This window comes from Psychrobacillus sp. FSL W7-1457 (assembly GCF_038593405.1).
Classification (GTDB): Bacteria; Bacillota; Bacilli; order Bacillales_A; family Planococcaceae; genus Psychrobacillus.
Window position 1 is genome coordinate 2,798,181 of the sequence record NZ_CP151993.1, and the last position, 21,172, is coordinate 2,819,352.

A 21,172-nucleotide genomic window follows, 5' to 3' on the forward strand; every position below is an offset into this window, starting at 1 on the left:
GTAAAAGAACGTTCAAATCTTCTTGAAGAATTTGTGAAGTCCCGTTTTATTGTTCGTTTTTTTAAATGGAAGGTAATAAGATAGAGGCACAGAGAGAAATTCTTTGATACCAATACTAGTTGTTTGAGCTTTATATAGTAGATTGGAAAGGAGTACAACAATGAAATTAAAATTGAAGTGGGCTCTTTTGACGATGGTTTTCACTATTGTCACTGTGTTAACAGGTTGTGAGCCATTACTTGTTTTAGATCCTAAAGGTCCACAGGCCGAAACACAGGCAAATGATATTATGCTATCTATTTTCCTGATGTCAGGGATCGTAATTGTCGTTTTAGCTATTTTAGTATTTGTGTTAATAAAATACCGTGCTTCTAAGCAAAGTGAGGATTATGAGCCACCTCATATAGAAGGAAATCCAATTGTGGAAGCAATTTGTGTCGGGATTCCTATTCTAATCGTTATTTTTCTTTCCATCGTATCGGTAAGAAGTAACTATATCGTTGAGTCGACACCTCAAGGCTATGAGGATCAAGAGCCGTTAGTCATTTATGCTTCTTCCTCCAACTGGAAATGGCATTTTAGTTATCCAGAACAAGATATCGAAACAGTTAACTACTTATATATTCCGGCAAACCGTGCGATTGAGTTTAAACTATATTCCCACGGACCAATAACTAGCTTCTGGATTCCACAGCTAGGCGGACAAAAGTATGCAATGTCTGACATGGTTACTACCTTACACTTAGCAGCAGATGTGGAAGGAGAATTCATGGGTAGAAATGCAAACTTCAGTGGATCTGGGTTTGCAGAAAATATTTTTGACGTTACCTCTATGTCTCATGCTGATTTTGAGGAATGGGTAGAAGAAGTACATGAAACTGCACCAGCACTTACAGAAGATAAGTTTGAGGAATTATTAGAGCCAGGACATCTTGGACGCTCTACGTATACAGGAACACATTTAGAATTCTCCCCTGCTCCTAGTCACGACCATGGTACAGACGAAGAGGATTCAGATCACGAGAATCATGACATGGATGAGTCCGAGCATGAGAATCATGTACAAACTAATACCGATGAAGAATCAGAGCATTCTCATCATTAATAGAAGGTTTACCAGATTACTATAGTCCAAGCTATAGATTCCTGAAAGGAGAAACAAAAGTATGGATTTCTTTGATCGCTTTGCCGTACCACATCCAAGCTTTTTGATATATGCATCCATGGTCGGTATCGGCCTTACGATGCTTGCGATAGTTTTAGGTATTACCTACTTCAAGAAATGGGGATACCTGTGGCGCGAATGGATCACTACTGTAGATCATAAGCGTATTGGTATTATGTACTTGCTATCTGCATTACTAATGCTTTTCCGCGGAGGCGTAGACGCAATTATGATGCGCTATCAGCTTTCGATGCCAGAAAACACATTTTTAGATTCACAGCATTACAATGAAGTCTTCTCCACGCATGGAGTAGTAATGATTTTATTTATGGCAATGCCGTTTATCATCTTTTTCTTTAACTACGTTATTCCGTTACAAATCGGAGCTAGAGATGTTGCGTTTCCACGATTAAATGCACTTAGCTTCTGGTTGTTCTTTATGGGTATGGGATTATTCAACATTTCCTTCATCGTAGGTGGATCACCTGATGCAGGATGGACTTCCTATTTCCCACTAGCAGGTAACGAGTTCAGTGCCTCTGTTGGTACGAACTACTATATGATCGCAATACAAATAGCTGGTCTTGGTACGCTAATGACTGGTATTAACTTCATTACAACAATACTGAAAATGAGAGCACCTGGTATGACTCTAATGAAGATGCCAATGTTCACATGGTCAGCATTTATCGCTAACGTAATTATCGTGTTCGCTTTCCCTGTATTAACTGTATTACTAGCAATGGGAACAATGGACCGACTGTTTGGAACGAACTTCTTCACAACAGATAATGGTGGCATGGATATGCTCTGGGCCAACCTGTTCTGGGTTTGGGGACATCCAGAGGTATACATTCTAATCTTGCCGGCATTCGGTATATTCAGTGAGATTATTTCCACCTTTGCACGACGCAATCTATACGGCTATAAGTCGATGGTTGCCTCTATGGTAGTTATCTCTCTTCTATCCTTTGTCGTTTGGGCCCATCACTTCTTTACAATGGGTCAAGGTCCACTGTCAAACAGTATCTTTTCCATCACAACGATGGCAATTGCTGTTCCAACAGGGGTTAAGATCTTTAACTGGCTATTCACCCTTTGGAAAGGGAAGATCGAGTTCACGACACCAATGCTTTACTCAATCATGTTCATTCCACTGTTCACACTAGGTGGAGTTACAGGGGTAATGCTTGCTATGTCAGCAGCCGACTATCAATATCATAATACGATGTTCTTAGTAGCCCATTTCCATAATGTAATTATTCCTGGTGTTGTTTACGCAATGCTAGCTGGTCTTACTTACTATTGGCCGAAAATATTCGGTTTCATGTTAAACGAGCGATTAGGAAAATGGACTGCTTGGTTAATGTCTATTGGATTCGTACTAGCCTTCATCCCAATGTATATTACGGGATTAGACGGTCAAGCACGTCGTATGTACACATATTCTGAGTCAACAGGCTTTGGAATGTGGAATATGGTTTCGTTCATCGGAGCCGGTGTAATGGCAATTTCATTTGCGTTACTTGTTTACAACATCTATTGGAGCATACGTTATGCTTCTCGCGATATCGGAGACGATCCATGGGATGCACGTTCATTGGAATGGGCTACTCACACTCCAGTACCTGAGTATAATTTCGCAGTTACACCACAAGTTGATTCAACACAAGCATTTTGGGATTCTAAGAAAAACGGCTATGAGTTATTCCAAGGAAAAGTTGAAAAAATTCACATGCCGAATAATAGCGGTTTACCATTTATCATGAGCTGTATCTTCTTCGTCTTTGGATTTGCGATGGTCTTCAGCATATGGCCACTTGCCATTGTTTCATTGATTGGTATTTTAGGCTGTCTAGCTTACCGTTCATTTGAACAGGATCACGGAAGATATATTTCGGTAGAGGAAATCGAAGAAACGGAAAGAAAATTGCGAGGTGCTAAAAAATGAAGGTAGATAAGTCACTTCCACTAGAATACAGCACAGAAGAAAATAGCTTAAAAATATTAGGCTTTTGGATTTTCATCGGAGCGGAAATTATGCTTTTCGCAACACTTTTCGCCTCCTACTTCACCCTAGAGAACCGCGTAGGTAGCGGTCCCTCTGGTGCAGAAATTTTTGAAATAACACCTGTGTTAATCGAAACACTTTTACTTTTAACGAGTAGCTTTACAATCGGTCTTGCGATTCATGCGATGCGATTAAACCGTACGAAAGCAACCATGACTTTCTTTGGAATCACCCTTCTTCTAGGAGCAGCGTTCCTAGGGGTAGAGATCTATGAGTTTATGCACTATGTGCATGTTGGAGCGGGACTTCAAACTAGTGCCTTCACTGCGATTTTATTGACGACGCTAGGAACTCACGGTTTGCACGTAACATTCGGTTTGTTCTGGGGATTATTTATTCTCCTACAAATCAAGAAACGTGGATTGACTCCGGAAACGGCTAATAAGTCATTTATTTTCTCACTATATTGGCATTTCCTAGATGTGATTTGGATTTTCATCTTCAGCTTCATCTACTTGAAAGGAATGATGTAATATGAAAGAATTATTCCCTCTTAAACAAGTAATGGGCTTTGCGTTTTCATTAGTGCTTACAGCAGTAGCACTGTTAGTGTACTTCATGGATATGTCGTTCGGAGTTGGAATGACTGTCTTACTACTAACAGCGTTTACACAGGCTGGCTTACAGCTTGTCGTATTCATGCATGCTGGTGAAACGGAAGACAAAAAATCCATTTACGTCAATGTGTATTATGGCTTGTTGCTCGCATTATTTACGATTTTAGGTACATTACTCGTAATGGTATGGGATATGTAATAATGGAAGGAGCGTCTTTTCAAAGGCGCTCTTTTTTGTTGTTGAAATAGTTTTTTAGACTCCAAAAAAATAGGAACAAATGATAGTGTATTTCCACTCTAGACGTACGCTATCCGTGGGTTGAGCATTAAGCCATCACCTCTGTCTCCCTCATCCTTGGAGCGTCTCCTGCCGCTACAATCAAATGTTACGTAGTAATAAGAAAGTGCTATCGGTAATTAACCAAGCATCCCAAAAAGGTAAAGACTATTATCCATTTAATATTCCGGTAAAATTTAAGGAATATTATTGAGAAACCCTACATTCACTCCTATGGTATAAGTTTCAACTACTCCAGAAAAAGTAATTCCATGAGTTCTTTAGCGGTAAGAAAATTGTATATTCAATGATTAGATGGGAATTATAAAGCTGAACTATATGTTCCAACTTCTCTTTTCATAAGTACGTTTTGCTTTTTTCTTATTTCTATACATTTGAACATTTACTAATTATTAATCCATAGGAGGGATGGCACACATGACACAAAATCAACAAAATATTAGTTCGAGAAATGCATATGCTCGTTTCATGATGGGCTCAATAATGACAGCTTACGGAACTATACAACTTATACGTAATCCGAAAAGTAGAAAAGGTCAAATGCTCGTCTTGTATGGTGCCATGAAAACAGCAGAAGGAGCTACAAGGTATTGTCCAAGAAAAGCAATGACATCTGAGATGACTAGCGGTAACTTACTGCAAAAAATGATGAACGGAAATGCTTCTAATAGTAAGAACCAAACAAGTGGAACCTTTATGCAGATGGTCGGGAATATTGCCAAAGAAGTAAATAAAGGAAATACAACTCAAAGTATGACTGGCAATCAAAGTGATAATGGCACACAAAATATGAGTGGTATGGGTGGACAAAACAATGCGAGTAACAATTCTAGTCAAACAAGTGGAACGGTAGCACAAGCAATCGGTAACATTGCACAAAATATTGCTCCTCAAGCTAGTAATATTATTAACGACTTGACAAGTATGACCGGTTCACAAAATGCTACTGAAACGAATAAAGATGGAAAGCAAGCGTCCACAGCAAGTAGCACATCAAATACCAATACTAACCAAGCATCGAATGGAAATACTAATGGGCAGGATACTAATGCAAAATCAGACTCCCAAAATAACGGGAACAATCAAGCTTCATCGCTAATAAGTGCAACTTCAACAAATAAAAACTCATCGTCACCTAATTACTTGCAATAATCTAAATCGAGGCTGGGACATAACTAGTCAATAAATTAAAAAACGTGAAATCGGCAACTTGATTTCACATTTTTACTTCTTTTTAAAGCTAGCTGTTTTGTTGTTTCCATTCTAGTTGTTTGACAGAGGAGGCGGCGACTACTGGGGGAACAGCGCGAGCGCCTATGTCTGCCCCGACAGGCAAATGGAGAAAAGCGAGGAGGCAGTTCCTCAGCCACCGCAAACGCTCTTGTTTGCGACGAGCTTGCGCAGGAGCAGCTTTTATCCATTTGACCCCGAGGGGCAAGGCGATGAAGTAGACATCAATTTATCCACAGGTTCAGAATTTTATAATTTCCTAAACAACAAAAAAGGCATCTAGAGCCACTCCTCTAAATACCTTTTTGTCAGAGCGTCTCTTGTTTAGATACTCTCTTTTTTCATTTGCTTGGCGATCATTTCCTCTGAAGCGACTAATATCATGCCAATGATAAATGTGAAAACTGCTCCCATGACGATTCCAATTCCAACGCCCATTACCGTACTATACTCACTTATGAATGATCCATATAAAAAGACAGCAATTCCTATAGTTAACAAGGCTGCACCTACAACTTTTGTAGCGTGTAACATTTTTACGTATGATTCCATTTCGAAACACCCCTCTTAACTATTATTATTCACCCCGTTCACATTTTTGTCAATACTTTTTGTCCGAAATGTGAACAAATGAAAAGGTAAGAGGATGTTGTTCTGCTTGCTAATTAAAAATTGGTGGTTGATGGTGATCATTGGTGTGCTCATTTCATTAATCGGTCGGTTTGTGCCGATAATCGGTCGGTTATCCTAAATAATCGGTCGGTTCTTGCTCATAATCGGTCGGTCGAGCCAGATAATCGGTCGGTTTTTCCAAATAATCGGTCGGTCACCTGAATAATATGCCCCCTAGCGTATGCACAAGCAGAAAAAAACTCACCAGTAGAAAGCCATCTACTGGAGAGTTTTCTCCAAATTTTATTACTGTGCAGTTAATCCGCCATCGATGACGAATTCTGATCCTGTTGAGTAGCTTGATTCGTCAGATGCTAGGAAAAGGACTAGATTAGAAACCTCTTCTGATTGTGCTACGCGTTTAAGTGGGATGTGCTTAGCGAATTCTTTAATCAGTTCTACTGCGTCGCCTTGGCTTACCATTGGTGTTTCGATTACGCCTGGGTGTACAGAGTTCACGCGGATGCCTAAGTGAGCTAATTGAAGAGCTGCTGCTTTTGTCATACCACGTACTGCGAATTTAGTGTCTGTGTATCCAACTGCTCCACCAACTAATCCGTTCATAGAAGAGATGTTCACGATTGAGCCACCACCAGCTTTCTCCATAGAAGGAACAACTGCCTTTGTTCCAAGGAATACAGAGACTTGGTTGATGTCGACGATTTTACGATAATCCTCTTCTGACATTTCCATAAGAGGCTTAGCCATGCTGATCCCTGCATTGTTAACTAAGATGTTAGCTGGACCAAAAGCTTTTTCTGTTTCTTCGATAACAGCTGCCCACTCTGCCGCTTTTGTTACGTCTTGTTTTATGAACAGTACGTTTTCTCCTAATTCCTTCGCTAGCGCTTGACCGCCTTCTTCGTTTAAGTCAGTGAAGACAACCTTCGCACCTTCTTTTACAAATATACGTACGTGTGACTCACCCATTCCACGTGCTCCACCTGTTACAATTGCGACTTTATCTGTTAAACGACCCATTATAAATTCCTCCAAGAATCATATTTTTTATTAATAATGAAAACGATTACAACCCTATTATAGCTCTATTTTCTTCCAAACCAAAGAGATGCTACAATGTCAAAAATACTGTATTACTCTTAGCCTTTTAAATAAGAAAATACCTTCACTAATGTAAATCCATCCAGCTCAAGTTCAATATATACTACTTGTACGTACACTAACAATGATATTAATCACACAGTATTTATTGAATCGTTCCAGTGCTTTTTAAGGAGACGTCTACGGTTAAGTCAAATGGTAGGTTCGGATAAGCTTGCTCCCATTTATCAACCATGTCCTTCTCGTACAGCTGCATGGTTCTATATCTAAGTCCAAAGCCAAATGGATCTAGCTCTTCTTTTTGTAACGTAGTAAATAGCTCTTTTAACCGAGTCTCTATTTCCTTGGAGGCTAACTTACTGTACTCATCTAGGTTTTCCACATGCAATCTCTTGTCTGACTGACTTACTACACCATCCATTTTTACATTAACTTTGATGGATGCTGGCTGATCATTTTTTTTATTTACATTGTATTTCATGTTTACATTAATTAGATTCAGAACTAAATTTAATTCATCTGTTTCCAATTTGACGCTATAGCCGCCAATATTATTGGCAAGGGCATTGAAATCTCTAGTGAGGCTAGAGGATAAATGAAATGAATCCCGTTTTTCCTTTACGATGATTGATTTATTTACAATCAGCTGAGAACCTGACTCATTGGACTCGACGATTGGTAGAACCGCGTCAATACCTTCACTATAAAAGCTCCTTCTAAATTCATATAAGTACGTAGAGACAATATAAGGGCTTTCGGTGCCTACATTCCCAAAAAATTTAGAGAGAGGTGAAATGACTGCGGATTCGCCTTTAGGCTCCGTTCGTAGTATTTCCTCAGCAGTTGGTTTCGCTGCACCGACCCAGGCAATCGTTTGAATATCACCTCTCCTGAAAAGATAGTCCATAAATTCCTTTATATCACCCTCTAAAAGCTTTTCATTGACGAGTATTATTTTCGTATGTCCAAATTCAAGGGTCTTATCGGTATGTGTTTCCAATATACGGACAGCCTCTTCTATATTTTCACCTTCATGTACTAAATACTGATAGCTAGGCTCCTTTTCCTGCTGAATGGTCGAAACTGGGATAGCAAGCTTCAGTGTTACTTTATATTTACCCTCCTCCTTCTCGGAAGGATCAATCCCAATTCCTGTCACGAATATCCGATTATCAATATCTTTAAATCCACAGGCTGTAAGGAAGCAAGTCATCCCTAGGATAATGACGAGAAGTTTAATATTTACCTTCATGTCTTTAACCTCCTCTTAGCAATGAGCAGACTGCCGATTAAAATACCATAAAATATAGGCAGGATATTATAAAAAAAGAGGGTAAGCTCCAATAGCTGATATTCGCTAATTTGCCTAGTTACAAGTATCCCTATCACACCCAAAATAATAACAAGCACATAAGGAGTCAGGTTTCTTCCCTTCCATTTCAATCGTTCTATATGAACAATACTTTCAAACAGCTTGAGAGAGACGTGCCAATGTATGAGCAGACTAATAAAGGCCACCCCTAAAAAGACGATTAAAAATATAAAGATGAGACGCTCAATTATTCCAAATTTCATACGTACAGCATCACTCGTTGTCACCCAAGGGAAGGTGAAGTTTTCAATTTGCTCAAAGCCATTAAAGCCAATTGGAACGAAATACGTTGTAAAGAGAGTAAATACTCCAGCGAATGCTAGTATGAGTATTTGTTTTAAACCAAACTTTTTGTCAAACTTCATATATTTATTAAAGATCGTCAAATTTACAACTCCTATAAAAATAAAGGCAGCTGCTGAAAAAGCATTATAGCTTGGGAGCTCCTGTATATGCGTGGTAGCTACCTTGATATAATCCCACTCCAAACGAGGATCGGTATATACTTTCATGATTAAAAAGAAAATGACAGGCAGGAACATAACCAGCACTATCTCGGTCGTATAAAGGACACTTTTTTCCTTCATCGTCATACCAAAGGAAATGATGATGAGGAAGGCAAGTGTCGTGATAACAATGGAGGTTTCCGTAGAAATAAACGTATTAAAAAGCAGTACATATGTTACAAGTGTTATTAAACCAGCCAGATACCAGGAAACTGCAAAGTAGAGTAACACTGGATAGTAAAACCATTTAGACGTACTTTTCTTTAGGATTTCAGGAAGGGACATATTCGGAAAGTGACGGAAAAGGTTTACAAGAATACTGACCAGGATCGGTCCCACAATAACAGCAATGACCATGGAAAGAATTACGCCATTTTTACTTTCTCCCATTAAAATCCTCGGGACAGACGCAATGATGTTGGTGACCATCGTGACAATTATGAAGTAATACAGATACCTATTCATTTTTTGGGCACCCCTATTTCCTTTTTCTCACCTTTCCAATACATTTTTAAATAAGGCTCCCCAAAGCTTCTCTTGTTGGTTAGGAACATCAAAAGCCCTAGCGATCCTAGTATGATGCCAATTGTACCAAAAAGTGTAGTATATAAAATCAGCAAGTAACGGCATATCCGAATAGCAAAGCTCATCTCGCTAATGGGAATAACAAAGCTTGTAATTGCTACCGCCGAGACAATGATGATCATAATGTTCGAGGTCAAGGCAGCCTCTGTAGCTGCAGTACCTAGAATTAAACCACCAACAGTCGTAGCTGTTGCACTGATTGCCTTAGGTAGACGCATACTTGCCTCTATTAGAAACTCCATAAAAAGCAGCATGAAAATTACCTCGACAAAGGATGGATAGGGAACTCCAAGCCTGCTCCCCGCTACCGTTAAGGCAAGCTCCGTTCGAAGAACATCTGGTGTATAGGACGTAACGGCAACATACATAGCAGGTAACACTAGACATATAACTAAGCCCAAATATCGCAATACCAACGTAAAGGAAGTAACCCAAAAGGTATGATAGCTATCCTCCATAGATACCATAAAGTCAAAAAATACAATAGGTGCTATTAATGCCTGAGGACTCCCATCCATCATCAGTATGACCTTTCCAGCAGCAAGATTATAGGTGATCCTGTCAGGCCGCTCCGTTAATATTAACGTTGGAAAAAGAGAAACCTTAGAGCCATTCAACTGCAGCTGCAGATCTCCCGCTGACTGGATAAGGGGAGCTTCTAAGCTGTTTAATTTTTGCTTAATATTACGTAGAACAGACTTTTTCACTGTTTTCTCATCATAAATAATGGAAACCTGTGGACGTGACTTTTCCTTCATATCCATCATTTCAATCATTAGGGTAGGCGCATGATATCGCTGTCTAATGATGTTCAGATTCGTATCCAAGTCCTCACTTAACGCTAGCTGTGGACCATGAACAGTAGGCTCGATAATCGTTTGCTGTACGGAATCTGAGTTAACCAATTTAATATCCAGCAGATAAAACCGGTCCTCTATAGAAAGAAGGACAGCCCCCTTTGTCAACTTGATCTGCAACTCTTCTCCTGACGTCATCTCAACCTGCTCTGGCAACGATTCGATATAGGACTGAAAGCTTTCATTAGATTTCATTTCAAAAAATGGCTTAATTACGATCGTGTGGAGTTTATTGCCGTCTACCACCGTCTTCAAATAAAAGAGGTAAACCTTGTTATCACCGATATGCAAGGGCTTCAGCATGATGTCACTAGAAGGCTCAAACTTTTTGGATAGCTCATCCATCAATGTAGGAGGATTTGATTTTGCCATATTATCCAATCTGACACACCTCCACGTTCTTTTTGTACGTTTAGGGTAACCGAGAAGAGACATTTTTAACCGTTGTACCAAGCCTTACACATCAAAAAAAACACCCGTATGTATCCACTCTAATGCAAGAGTGCTTCATTAACGGATGTTTATCATTTAATAGATATCTGGTACAGCAGACAATTCGATTCCTGTCATAGTGGTAAAAGCCTTATTAAAACTATGTTCCTCCTCCGTTTCTATAAGAATTTCATTAATAATGCCAGGTCCAAACTCATCTACAAGGTATTTAATCGTTAAGTGAGACTGAATATAGCCATTATACTTGGCATTTTCATCATCATCTCCAAGTCCAGCTATTTTGGAATTAAGAGAGCTTAAACGAACTGCTTCAGCCTCTAAAGGAGGTGTCTCCTTACCAAAGTTACTAATATACTCCCCCACCCCTACAATGAACCAATTAGGAATATAGCCAGCAGATAGCCTTAGCTCATCCATTCTCTGGTTAATTACATATTGCGTATAATCATGAATCACATTTTTGTATAGTAAATCCGCTGGTGTCATATCTGGAAAGATTTCCTCTCGATCCGCTGGAAATATATTTACCGTATTATAATAAGGATTATCATTATTATTTATAAAATGACCTATGCCAAACAAATTAATCCGATCAGCTTTATTAGGAAAAATGATCAAATCGACCGAATCATTGAACTGCCCTAGCATTTCTTTGTTAAGCTCAATCCCCCGTTCTAGTGCGACCTTCGTCGTTTGCCATAGCTCCTCATCAAAGTCCATATAGTGAATGGTCACATGCTGTACATCTACCTTGCTATAGTCCTTTAAAAATTCAGCTATTCTCTCTTCTTCTTTTTTATCCTTTATATAACCTGCAACAGCACTAGGAATGGCTCCAAACAATGGTTTTTGAATATAGAATAGAAAGAAAATAGCTACCATAATGTAGAATGTAACTTTTCTGTACAACTAGAGTCAGTCCTTTCTGGAGGAAACATTTGAATTCTATTATTCTATCAGCTCTCACCTTTGTCAATTTTTACAAATAAAAAAACCTGCCTCAATTGAAACAGGAGTGTGTAATACGTTTATAAGTCGGCATTCTTTTGAACAGATTTTCTAAGAGAGATAGAATTCATCACAAACCATAGTATCCCAGCAATGATGGAAACCATAACACCATCGATTATAGCCTGGCCCATCAATAGAGATAAAATAATCATCCCTACACAAAAGCTAATGGAGCTTAATAGATTACGCTTTTTAGCAGCCCTTACCTCATCTTCTGTAAAGACATTTGCAAATTCAATGCCTGAAAATATGTACCTAGCTAAACAATAAAATAAAAACACAGCAAAAGGAATCATCAATAAAAATAGAGGATCCATATCGGTAAATAGATGGACAGCAATCATAACAAAGGAAAGGATAAATTGAAGGATTGCCCCCTCTACTAATATCCTGGAAATCACCTTTTGTTTATATTCATCAGTCGAAAGCCATTGTAATATATGCATATCTATTCCTCCCAAAATAAATCATTTAATGTTTGATCCAGCTCTTTCGCAATCGCAATACATAAATGTAACGTCGGATTATAATCCCCTTTTTCAATCAACCCCACCGTTTGACGAGTTACCCCAATTTTATTTGCTAGCTCAGATTGCGTTAAGCCCTTTTCCATCCGAGCAATTTTCATACGATTAACCATAAATGCCTCCGAGTTGAATGTAATGTATATATGTCTTTTGTAATTTATATATTACATAAGTGAGTTTAGATTGTCAAGAGAGTCCTGAGGAAGAAAGAGGTTAGCAATGATTTGATGAATTTACCCTTTACTATTTCGAACAATATAATAACAGGTCATATTTTCCTATACTTTCCCAACAAAAAAAGAGACTCTTCGATTCTCTTCACCAATCATCTTCACCATCTAGAAACATATACTTAGGACTTTTCCAATGTTCAGAGTAAATAAGCAAGTACAGCTTTGTCCATAAAGCTAGCAAAATGTATTCAAATTGAATCGTAATATATTATTGTATGACGCCAATACAGAGTCCCAATGTCTGAAAATTTATTTGTATTAAAAAGGAATTTAATATACACTTTCATTATCTTAATAAAAGGGAGATGAACTCATGATGGCATCTATTGCACTAGAAGTTTTTAAAGGATCTAAGCAACAAAAACTTCGCAAGGGTTCAGTAGAATAACCCTTACTACTAACCCCTGCACTTAATTTGGGGGAAATAAAAATGATTAATCAATATAGTAAAAGGTTTCTAATAGGAGACAAAGTCGCTTTACGTAAATTAACAAAAGAGGATTATCAAGATTTCTTTGCAATGGAAGATTTAATGGAAAGTCGGTTACTAATGAATGATGAGATACCATTTCCACCTACAGAAAGGGACCATGAAAAATTCCTTAGTGAAATAAATCCTGAAAAGGATGAATACATATTTGGGATTGAACTTAAAGATGAAAAAATCTTTATTGGGACGATATCTGTTTACTCAGTGAATTGGAAAAATGGTACTTGTCACGTTGGTGTATCTATAGGAGCCGATTATCAAGGGAAGGGCTATGGAACCGATTCAATGAGAGTATTGATAGACTTTATTTTTAATTATATGAATTTAAATAAAGTGAAACTTCAAGTATTTAGTTACAACAAAAGAGCAATTGCTTCATATGAAAAATGCGGATTTTTCTTGGAAGGGACTTTAAGAGAAGAACTATTCAGGTTTGGAAGCTATCACGATATTTGTACCATGGGTATACTTAGAAAGGATTGGAAAACCGCTCAAGTTTAATTAATGATCGAATGAGCATTCGAACTGTATGGTGAAGAATGCTAATTAATATAAGTTCTTCTTATTGAACTAACGAGTGCGTTAAGAAAAAACAATATCAAAGTAAAATGAGCCAAGAGAAAATATCCTGGCTCATTTTTTTATGTGTATTCTAATTACATTACAAATTACCTCTAAGAGCAATGGTATGCAGCATTACCCCATTAATATCTGCTAATGAAAAAAAGGATGCTTGATAGGTTGTTTGCCTATCAAGCATCGTCATTATATTAAATTCTTATTTACCAATTTTTATTAATGAAGATAGATATAGGTCCATCAGCATCCAATGTTTTTTATACCTGATAGCTCCATAAGTATTAAATATATTCCCGAATAATTGAATCATTGTTATTCATGATTTGAGCAGGTGTGCCTGTTGCAATGATCTTACCGCCCTTCATGCCGCCTTCTGGACCCATTTCAATGATCCAATCCGCAGCCCTTATGACTTGTTCATTGTGCTCTACGACGATGACGGTATTGCCAGCATCGACTATGCGTTGCAGTAGCACTAAAAAATGCTCGATATCAATTGGGTGCAGTCCAGTTGTTGGCTCATCAATTAAGAATAGCTGCTTTCCTTTTTTTACGGTCAGCAGTTCTTTTGCCAGCTTTAATCGTTGTCCTTCCCCGCCCGATAAAGTCGTTAATGGCTGTCCTAATGTGACATAGCCAAGCCCGACCTCTTGTAATAAGTTAAGTATATTCGTTAGCTTTTTATCGGATTTGAATACTTCGCCTGCTTCCTCAACCGATAAATCCAACACCTGGGAGATGGATTTATCATATAGCGTTACCTCTAACACCTCATCCTTGAAGCGCTTCCCATTACATGCGGGACAGACGAGTTCCACGTTATCGAAAAATAACATATTGCTCGGTACAACGCCTAGCCCTTCACAATTTTCACATCTCCCGCCTGCTGTATTGAAGCTGAAGTGTTTGTTTGTGAATCCCTTTTCCTTTGCTAAGGGAACTTTGGAAAACAGCGTGCGGATGATTGAAAATGCATCCGTATAGGTAGCAATGTTAGAGCGTTTCATCTTGGTAATGGGTGATTGCTCGACTGTAATGACCTGATTGAATTGGGAGAGGTCTCTCTCTACCATTACATCGAATACGAGTGTCGATTTGCCTGATCCCGATGCCCCAACAACTGCTGTAAAACAATCCATCGGAAACTGTGCCGTCACATTGTTTAAATTATATTTAGTTACATTTTCTACTACTAGCCACTCATTCGGTTGCCTTGTTCGTTCATTTATTTTCGTTTCTTTTTGTAAATATTGCCCCGTAACCGAGCTTTCCATTGCCATCATTTCTTCTAGGTTACCTATGCCGATGACCTCACCACCAAATTTCCCCGCACCTGGGCCAACATCAATGATTAAGTCTGCTGCTTTCATCACATCTGGATCATGCTCGATGACAATAACTGTATTGCCTAAATCTCGCATATTCCTTAATAGCTCAATCATGCCCTTCGTGTCCTTTGGATGCAGGCCGGTTGTAGGCTCATCCAACAAGTAAATAACTCCGGTTAAGGTGGAATCCAATACAGCAGCGAGCTTTATTTTCTGTTGTTCGCCGCCTGATAAGGTGATTGTTTGACGGTCTAACGTTAAATAGCCGACACCTACTTTTAATATGCGTTCCGTTTTCGTCTGAATGTCCAAAAGAAAATTGTCCACATATCGTTTTTGCTGCTCGGGAAGATGCTGGGTCACTTCATGGATCCACCTGGACAATTGTTCAATAGAATAGCTCACTAATTCCGGCAAGCGTTTGTCGTAGACAGTCACTCTCCGGCTATGTTCATTTAAACGCTCCCCATGACAGGCGGAACAAAGCGTTGTCGCAAATTGCTCTGCAGGTACACCTTCGATCCCTTTATCAGCGAGCTTTCGCCAAAGCATCGGTTCAATTCCTTCAAATCTTCCGTCCGTTACATTTTTTGGTACACCCTTTTCCACGTCGAGCTGTGCCGCTTCAACTCCTTTGTAAAGCAATGTCTTGTGATTCTGCGTCCATGTTTCAACCGGGCTTGCTAGAACGTCTTCTAATTGATAGAACTGGAACGCGTTTCTTAGAATGCCCTGTACATATTTCTGATAGCCTTTATCTAAAAATAGTAAAGCTCCATCCATAATGGATTTTGTTTCATCGATAATGGCGGACCAGTTTATTTGAATCTCTTCGCCAATGCCTGAGCAGGTTGGACAAGCACCCTCCGACTTATTATAGGAAAAATGTGTTCTTGTTAATAATGGCTCTTTTGCCTGACAGCTTGGACATTCAACAAGCGATACATATTGGCCATCTATATTTTCAAGCGATTGCTTCCCTTCATTTTGAGAGTAAGCGTGATGACAATTACCGCACGTGCGTTGACTAATTTTTTCAAACATCACACGCAAATCCGTATAAATATTGGTCATCGTCCCTACCGTCGAACGCGGATTTTTGTTTGTATGATGCTGATTGATTTGGATTGCAGGCGACAGATTCGATATATGATCCACCCCTGGTTTTTGGATCCCCTGGTAGCCTGTTGCCTCCAAATATTGGCGCTGACATTCCTTGTAGAGAGTATCTATTACGAGCGTCGATTTACCTGACCCCGAAACACCTGTTACACAAACCAATTTGTTTCTCGGAATTTGTAGTGATATATTCTTTAAATTCCCTTCATATGCATTTTCAATTGTAATCACTTGAGTCATGTGAACACCTCGATCATTGTTATTTATCCAATATATCATAAGGATACTGAAATTATGGTGGCTGGTGTTATAGTGGAGCGTTACTAAGAGTATTGGTTGGTGCATAAGGCTTTGAATTATCCGAGCAGGCGACAGAAAATCGTAGAAGCTTAAAAAGAGAGTCTTTAAACTTCACTCGTTTAAAAACTCTCTTCTCATCTATTTTCAGCAATTATTGATTCACAGCCAATACTTTTGTTTGTTAACCTACTTATAAAAGCACCGTCAAAGAGAAATGGAGCTGATGTCTTTTTCTCATCAGCTCCATTTTATAGAATATTTATTCGGTTATTAAAGCCGCTTTATAATTCCTCCGATAATTCCAGGGTTTTCTTCGATATATAAACATTTGGTAAGCTTGCCTTTGCATACAAATAATTTTCTTCATCCAGAATAATATTTACTGAAATTCTTCCTTCTGTGTAACTCTTAACATATTCCCTTAGTTCATTAATATTATCAAAATGAGTATTTAGAGGAATATAAACGGCATGATTCCCATCAGACAAAAATACAACCTGATAATTCTTTGAATAATCTAGGGACTCCGTCTGGAAATGATAAATACTTCTTTCTCTAATATACATATCCAATGCACTTAATATATTTTCCAGCTGTGCTTCAGTTAGATTTTCTTGCTGATAAATACTTAGTAAGAAGTGTATATTTTGCTGGTTTTGTCCATGGGACAATCGAGATATATACTCATCTAAATTTCCTTCTTGTGAAAGTACATTTACTTTCTCCGCTACCAGTTGTTCTATTTTCTCTTTAACATGCTCTTCTATATTTCCTCTATGGCTCTCTTCCAATCGATCAAAAAGATGCCTCATATAATCTATTTGCTCAAGGTGATCTATTGAAATCGCGTCCATTTCAGCTAATTCTATCACCATTCTAGTTAAATGCTGGACTTCCATTTCAAACAAAACACCTTTATTCGTAACAGAGTTTCTTTGTTCCGAAGTTAATTGGTCCCATTTTTCTCTGGCTTCAGCCAATTGATATTCATCATGGAAGCCAACCAAATTAGATATTAATGCTTCAACCAAGTTAACCTCTGTCTCTTCAAAATAGCTAAATAATTCTTCTGAGATAAGTGCTCTATCTCCGTACAAGCTGTTGATCATTAGCCTTGTCTCTTCCATTAAATAACTTGCTTCTGTTACATTATCTATCTCTTGAATTTGATGAATATTTCTTTCAATCTCTGAAACAATTCGAGGCATGATTTCTTGATTCTTAAGTAATCTTTCTATTTCCAGCTCATAAGCGATTAACTTTTCAAGATTTGTCACCAGGTTTTTCTGAGCCGCTGTTAATGCATTATAACTCTCTCTTGCATGGTCAACTAGATCTCTTGATGCAAGAGTTAATGGTACGGGGATGCTGTTTATTTTGGCCATTACACGGTTAGCAGCTTCCTCGTCTGGATTAACCGGAGTATTGCCGTTTTCTCCACCACCGTCCGAAGGTGGCTGTGGAGTTGGAGCTGGTGGAGGGGTTGGTGGCGTCGGAATTTGTGAATTGCGTCGCTCCTCTTGCTCTTTTTTCTCTTGTTCTCGTTGCCTTAATTGGTCCTCCATTTTTTTTCTTTGTTGCTCAGCTAAAGACGCTAACAATTTTTCCTCTGCTTCTTTCTTCGCTTTTTCAGCCGCTAAACGATTTGCCTCTTCTTTTCTTTTTCTCTCTTCTTCTAGTCGTTGTATTAATGCTTGATTTTGATTTTCTAGTTCTCTTTGTTTTCGTGCTAACTCCTCTTGTTGTTGTTTTCTCTTTTCTTCGAGCTGCTCAATTGCTTGTTGTTTCTTTTTTTCTTCCTCACTTATTTGTAAGGCTGGAGCTCGATCGAAGTCAAGGGAGCCAGGTGACTTATTGTTATTATAAAGTTCTATTAGACGTTTAGCTTCTTCCGGAGAAACCTGCCCACTAGTAATTGCGCTTTTCAATAGACTTGCTAGTAAATTATCTACGTTTTGTTGATACCTTTGGAAATCAACTTCCGAATCTAAATTCATCTCACCCTTGTTCATGCTATTAATAAATGCTCTATTCTCTTCATCTATTTGCGCTTTATTTATTAATATTTGCTCTATGATGGTAGAGTCAACGGATGGAAGGAAACTATCAAGGTCCACTACATGTACCCCGTCTGGTAAATTAGGAGTCAGTCCTGGCGAGATTTGCTGAGTAGGGAATATTGGAACCGCTCCATTATTTGGGTTGCTTTCCTGATCTACTTCCACCGTTCCTGCACCTACAAACATGGTTGGCAATCCTGTTAACGGATTGATAGCTACAACAAAGTGAGTACCCTTTGCATGAAAAGTTGCATCAATCGACATTATTTGAAAACGATCCTTCTTATTTTTAACAGGAGTCACATCTGCATAGACAGAACCTTTCCAAGCTTTTAAACTAGTCATTTTAAAGCCTTCATTTTCATGTAAATGTACAAGGGAAATATCCGAATTCTCCCCAATCGTTACGTTATCCTTCGTATCCCCTGCCTGTAATAGAATACTAGACAATTCCTCAGTCTGAATCCGATCCCCTTGGTGAAGCTTCATTCCGATAGCTGCTCGAATAGACTTCATGCCTCCTGCCTTTTGAATATACGCAACACCTGTTATCTCTTGAACGACAAAGAATCTATTCTCCTTAGCACTTGCAGGCTCACTAGGTAATACTGCTATCATTACAAGTAAGCTCATCAAAAACATATAACTAACTTTCTTAACTCCTCTAAGCAAGACTTCTCCTCCTCTCGTTATTTGGTTATTTTAATAATTTGATTGGTATGGCTATTCGTCACAAAGATTATTCCTTTTTTAGTTACTGCAAGATCTGACGGGAACTGCAAGTCTTTCACAATAGTGCTTACTGTACCTTTATAGTAGTAACGAATAGCATGATTTCCATAATCCGCGATTAATAGACCACCTTCTGGAGTAACCGCTATCCCTTTTGGTATGGAGAATTGAGAAGCTAAAGCATTACCATCTTTAAAGCCACTGTCTCCATATAAACCATTGGTAGAGGGTACATTTCCAGCAACAGTAGTCACTTTGTTTGTTAAGAAGTCGATATATCGGATTACTTGGTTTCCTGTATCACTCACATATAGATTTCCTTTCGCGTCTATTGCAAGACTAGAAGGTTCATTAAACTTTGCTTGGCTTAGTGTTCCATCCAGATAATCTCCCGCACTCTCAATTACGCCATCAGCAATTTCTACTGGACGCAGGGAAGGTGCATTAAGCGTCGTAACGTTACCGTTTGTATCAATTTTACGAATCACATGATTCAAAGTATCAGTCACATATACTATGCCATCTGTTGTAACAGCAAGATCCTGTGGAAAATAAAAACTAGCAGCATTTGACTTCCCATCCACTAACCCTGGACGACCATTTCCTGCCAAGGTAATTACTTGACCTTCACTTGTTATTTTACGAATAACATGGTTTGCTGTATCTGCTACATACACATTTCCCTTGGAATCACTTACAAGTCCAGAGGGAGTAGAAAAAATGGCTTTATCCTTTACATCGTTATGCAAGCCCCCAAGCGGGGAACCATCTTTATTTACCGTCAAAATCATTCCTGCATAGGTAGAAAGATTCCCACTATTTAGTCGACGAATTAAATGATTTCCTTGATCAGAAATAACAAGGGAATCGTCTGGCAGGATTGCTAGATTTGTAGGCAAACGTAACATGCCCCCTTCAGACGTAACTGCTGGGTATACCGAAGTTACAACGACTGGGGAGTAGATGGCTTGAAGCCTCTCCAGCTCTTTTATCAATGCTTGATGAAATACTTGCTTACTAGATAATTTGGCTACGAGAGTTGGAACATCGTTAATCACTTTTACTGCTTCTTCTTTTTTTCCACCCAGATATAATTGTTGGGCGCTTGTTAGCTTCATAATAATTGTCACAGGAACTACCAGCTCGTCTCGTTTTTGATCTGCTGGCTTTTTATATTTTTCTAACAAAAGGTCACGAGGTGCTTTTCCTGTTACACGATACAAAATAGACGTTCTTGACTTAAGTTGCACTGATAGCTTGTGATAGGCTTTTTCAACTGCAAGAAAGTCCTTTTTTGCCTCAGCTTCTTTTATTTCTTTTAATAAGGGATCTAAGTACTTCGTTGCGTAGTTATAGGCATCGATGTACGGGATTAGGCCCTTCCCTATTTTCTCCTGATACAATGCCTCTATTTCTTTTAGCTTCTCTTGTTTTTCTTTTGCTGAAAGATTAGATGTGAGAATGACATTTCTAGTTGTTTGATAGTTTTTCTTTACACTGTTTAGCACTGGGTCAAGGGAAGTACTGGAGACCAATTCCCCTTTTAAAGCAGGCTCTACATAAGACAGAGCAGCTTTCTTCATTTCCATTTTTAATGAAATAATGGATTGTTGAACAGAAGTAGTTTGTCCATATGCAATCGGTGCAAATGACAAAATAGTTGAAACGAATAATACTGCAACCATAATTTCTTTCCAAAGTTTTCTTTTCATAATTTCTCCCCCTTTACAGAACATGATAAAATTCTACAAATTGTATCAATAACATACACTTTCTAACATTAATCATTTTTTTATCATATGAATACTGAGGAATGTTAATAGTTTTGCATTTGTATGTTCCCTGTGTCAGAAACAAACATGAATTTCACAACATTCACGTTTGTTTGAACTAACGTGAATGTTTCTGACACAGGGACGCAAATAAAAAGAGAGTATTCAAACGACATTCGTTTAAATACTCTCC

General features: G+C 38.5%; 17 protein-coding genes. 6 read left to right on the forward strand and 11 right to left on the reverse strand.

The annotated features are described in order from the left end of the window. The first annotated feature begins 160 nt into the window (after window positions 1-160). The 5 genes from qoxA to NSQ95_RS13750 all read left to right on the forward strand — a co-directional run bounded on the left by qoxA (window position 161) and on the right by NSQ95_RS13750 (window position 5,243). Window positions 161-1,105 carry a cytochrome aa3 quinol oxidase subunit II gene (gene qoxA / locus NSQ95_RS13730; protein WP_342559772.1) on the forward strand — a complete coding sequence of 315 codons (945 nt, stop codon included), beginning with the start codon at window positions 161-163 and terminating at the stop codon, window positions 1,103-1,105. A gap of 61 nt (window positions 1,106-1,166) precedes the next feature. Then, a complete protein-coding gene (gene qoxB, locus NSQ95_RS13735) occupies window positions 1,167-3,116 on the forward strand; it encodes a cytochrome aa3 quinol oxidase subunit I (protein ID WP_251556236.1) in 1,950 nt (649 codons plus the stop codon). Further along, window positions 3,113-3,709 carry a cytochrome aa3 quinol oxidase subunit III gene (gene qoxC, locus NSQ95_RS13740; protein WP_342559773.1) on the forward strand — a complete coding sequence of 199 codons (597 nt, stop codon included), beginning with the start codon at window positions 3,113-3,115 and terminating at the stop codon, window positions 3,707-3,709. Before qoxB ends, qoxC begins: the two co-directional genes overlap by 4 nt. Before the next feature lies 1 nt (window position 3,710). After that, on the forward strand, window positions 3,711-3,992 hold the full coding sequence (qoxD, locus tag NSQ95_RS13745; protein ID WP_251556239.1) for a cytochrome aa3 quinol oxidase subunit IV: 282 nt from the start codon (window positions 3,711-3,713) through the stop codon (window positions 3,990-3,992). Window positions 3,993-4,508: 516 nt separating this feature from the next. Further along, the gene (locus NSQ95_RS13750; RefSeq protein ID WP_340882775.1) at window positions 4,509-5,243 is read left to right on the forward strand and encodes a DUF2892 domain-containing protein; all 735 of its coding nucleotides are present in this window, start codon (window positions 4,509-4,511) and stop codon (window positions 5,241-5,243) included. Window positions 5,244-5,645: 402 nt separating this feature from the next. Here the strand turns inward: NSQ95_RS13750 and NSQ95_RS13755 are convergent, their stop codons facing one another. From NSQ95_RS13755 to NSQ95_RS13790, 8 genes are all read right to left on the reverse strand, one after another. Beyond that, window positions 5,646-5,873 carry a hypothetical protein gene (locus tag NSQ95_RS13755; RefSeq protein WP_340882773.1) on the reverse strand — a complete coding sequence of 76 codons (228 nt, stop codon included), beginning with the start codon at window positions 5,871-5,873 and terminating at the stop codon, window positions 5,646-5,648. A gap of 366 nt (window positions 5,874-6,239) precedes the next feature. After that, window positions 6,240-6,974, reverse strand: a complete 735-nt coding sequence (locus NSQ95_RS13760; protein ID WP_340882771.1) for a glucose 1-dehydrogenase — start codon at window positions 6,972-6,974, stop codon at window positions 6,240-6,242. Window positions 6,975-7,200: 226 nt separating this feature from the next. Beyond that, the gene (locus tag NSQ95_RS13765; RefSeq protein ID WP_342559774.1) at window positions 7,201-8,307 is read right to left on the reverse strand and encodes a Ger(x)C family spore germination protein; all 1,107 of its coding nucleotides are present in this window, start codon (window positions 8,305-8,307) and stop codon (window positions 7,201-7,203) included. After that, window positions 8,304-9,398 (reverse strand): GerAB/ArcD/ProY family transporter, encoded by a 1,095-nt coding sequence (locus NSQ95_RS13770; protein WP_342559775.1) that lies wholly within the window; start codon window positions 9,396-9,398, stop codon window positions 8,304-8,306. The genes NSQ95_RS13765 and NSQ95_RS13770 overlap by 4 nt, the downstream gene beginning before the upstream one ends. Continuing rightward, window positions 9,395-10,747 carry a spore germination protein gene (locus tag NSQ95_RS13775; protein ID WP_342560815.1) on the reverse strand — a complete coding sequence of 451 codons (1,353 nt, stop codon included), beginning with the start codon at window positions 10,745-10,747 and terminating at the stop codon, window positions 9,395-9,397. The genes NSQ95_RS13770 and NSQ95_RS13775 overlap by 4 nt, the downstream gene beginning before the upstream one ends. Before the next feature lie 156 nt (window positions 10,748-10,903). Then, window positions 10,904-11,737 carry a hypothetical protein gene (locus tag NSQ95_RS13780; RefSeq protein ID WP_342559776.1) on the reverse strand — a complete coding sequence of 278 codons (834 nt, stop codon included), beginning with the start codon at window positions 11,735-11,737 and terminating at the stop codon, window positions 10,904-10,906. Between the two features lie 119 nt (window positions 11,738-11,856). Beyond that, window positions 11,857-12,285: a hypothetical protein gene (locus tag NSQ95_RS13785; RefSeq protein WP_342559777.1), complete on the reverse strand. Its 429-nt coding sequence runs from the start codon at window positions 12,283-12,285 to the stop codon at window positions 11,857-11,859. A gap of 2 nt (window positions 12,286-12,287) precedes the next feature. Continuing rightward, complete coding sequence (locus NSQ95_RS13790; RefSeq protein WP_342559778.1) at window positions 12,288-12,479, reverse strand: helix-turn-helix transcriptional regulator; 192 nt, start codon at window positions 12,477-12,479, stop codon at window positions 12,288-12,290. Between the two features lie 550 nt (window positions 12,480-13,029). Between NSQ95_RS13790 and NSQ95_RS13795 the strand changes: the two genes are divergently transcribed. Continuing rightward, window positions 13,030-13,590, forward strand: a complete 561-nt coding sequence (locus tag NSQ95_RS13795; RefSeq protein WP_342559779.1) for a GNAT family protein — start codon at window positions 13,030-13,032, stop codon at window positions 13,588-13,590. Between the two features lie 359 nt (window positions 13,591-13,949). On the opposite strand, the gene NSQ95_RS13800 is transcribed toward NSQ95_RS13795, so the two are convergent. The 3 genes from NSQ95_RS13800 to NSQ95_RS13810 form a co-directional block, all read right to left on the reverse strand. Beyond that, window positions 13,950-16,355 carry an excinuclease ABC subunit UvrA gene (locus NSQ95_RS13800; RefSeq protein WP_342559780.1) on the reverse strand — a complete coding sequence of 802 codons (2,406 nt, stop codon included), beginning with the start codon at window positions 16,353-16,355 and terminating at the stop codon, window positions 13,950-13,952. Between the two features lie 341 nt (window positions 16,356-16,696). Next, the gene (locus NSQ95_RS13805) at window positions 16,697-19,147 is read right to left on the reverse strand and encodes a FecR domain-containing protein (protein ID WP_342559781.1); all 2,451 of its coding nucleotides are present in this window, start codon (window positions 19,145-19,147) and stop codon (window positions 16,697-16,699) included. A gap of 17 nt (window positions 19,148-19,164) precedes the next feature. Next, the gene (locus NSQ95_RS13810) at window positions 19,165-20,919 is read right to left on the reverse strand and encodes a hypothetical protein (RefSeq protein WP_342559783.1); all 1,755 of its coding nucleotides are present in this window, start codon (window positions 20,917-20,919) and stop codon (window positions 19,165-19,167) included. Window positions 20,920-21,172: the final 253 nt, after the last annotated feature.

What these genes read in the sequence shown, in the direction of transcription:
- qoxA (WP_342559772.1), top strand. Translation starts at nt 161, where the DNA reads ATGAAATTAAAATTGAAGTGGGCTCTTTTGACGATGGTTTTCACTATT.
- qoxB (WP_251556236.1), top strand. Translation starts at nt 1,167, where the DNA reads ATGGATTTCTTTGATCGCTTTGCCGTACCACATCCAAGCTTTTTGATA.
- qoxC (WP_342559773.1), top strand. Translation starts at nt 3,113, where the DNA reads ATGAAGGTAGATAAGTCACTTCCACTAGAATACAGCACAGAAGAAAAT.
- qoxD (WP_251556239.1), top strand. Translation starts at nt 3,711, where the DNA reads ATGAAAGAATTATTCCCTCTTAAACAAGTAATGGGCTTTGCGTTTTCA.
- NSQ95_RS13750 (WP_340882775.1), top strand. Translation starts at nt 4,509, where the DNA reads ATGACACAAAATCAACAAAATATTAGTTCGAGAAATGCATATGCTCGT.
- NSQ95_RS13755 (WP_340882773.1), bottom strand. Translation starts at nt 5,873, where the DNA reads ATGGAATCATACGTAAAAATGTTACACGCTACAAAAGTTGTAGGTGCA.
- NSQ95_RS13760 (WP_340882771.1), bottom strand. Translation starts at nt 6,974, where the DNA reads ATGGGTCGTTTAACAGATAAAGTCGCAATTGTAACAGGTGGAGCACGT.
- NSQ95_RS13765 (WP_342559774.1), bottom strand. Translation starts at nt 8,307, where the DNA reads ATGAAGGTAAATATTAAACTTCTCGTCATTATCCTAGGGATGACTTGC.
- NSQ95_RS13770 (WP_342559775.1), bottom strand. Translation starts at nt 9,398, where the DNA reads ATGAATAGGTATCTGTATTACTTCATAATTGTCACGATGGTCACCAAC.
- NSQ95_RS13775 (WP_342560815.1), bottom strand. Translation starts at nt 10,747, where the DNA reads ATGGCAAAATCAAATCCTCCTACATTGATGGATGAGCTATCCAAAAAG.
- NSQ95_RS13785 (WP_342559777.1), bottom strand. Translation starts at nt 12,285, where the DNA reads ATGCATATATTACAATGGCTTTCGACTGATGAATATAAACAAAAGGTG.
- NSQ95_RS13790 (WP_342559778.1), bottom strand. Translation starts at nt 12,479, where the DNA reads ATGGTTAATCGTATGAAAATTGCTCGGATGGAAAAGGGCTTAACGCAA.
- NSQ95_RS13795 (WP_342559779.1), top strand. Translation starts at nt 13,030, where the DNA reads ATGATTAATCAATATAGTAAAAGGTTTCTAATAGGAGACAAAGTCGCT.
- NSQ95_RS13800 (WP_342559780.1), bottom strand. Translation starts at nt 16,355, where the DNA reads ATGACTCAAGTGATTACAATTGAAAATGCATATGAAGGGAATTTAAAG.
- NSQ95_RS13810 (WP_342559783.1), bottom strand. Translation starts at nt 20,919, where the DNA reads ATGAAAAGAAAACTTTGGAAAGAAATTATGGTTGCAGTATTATTCGTT.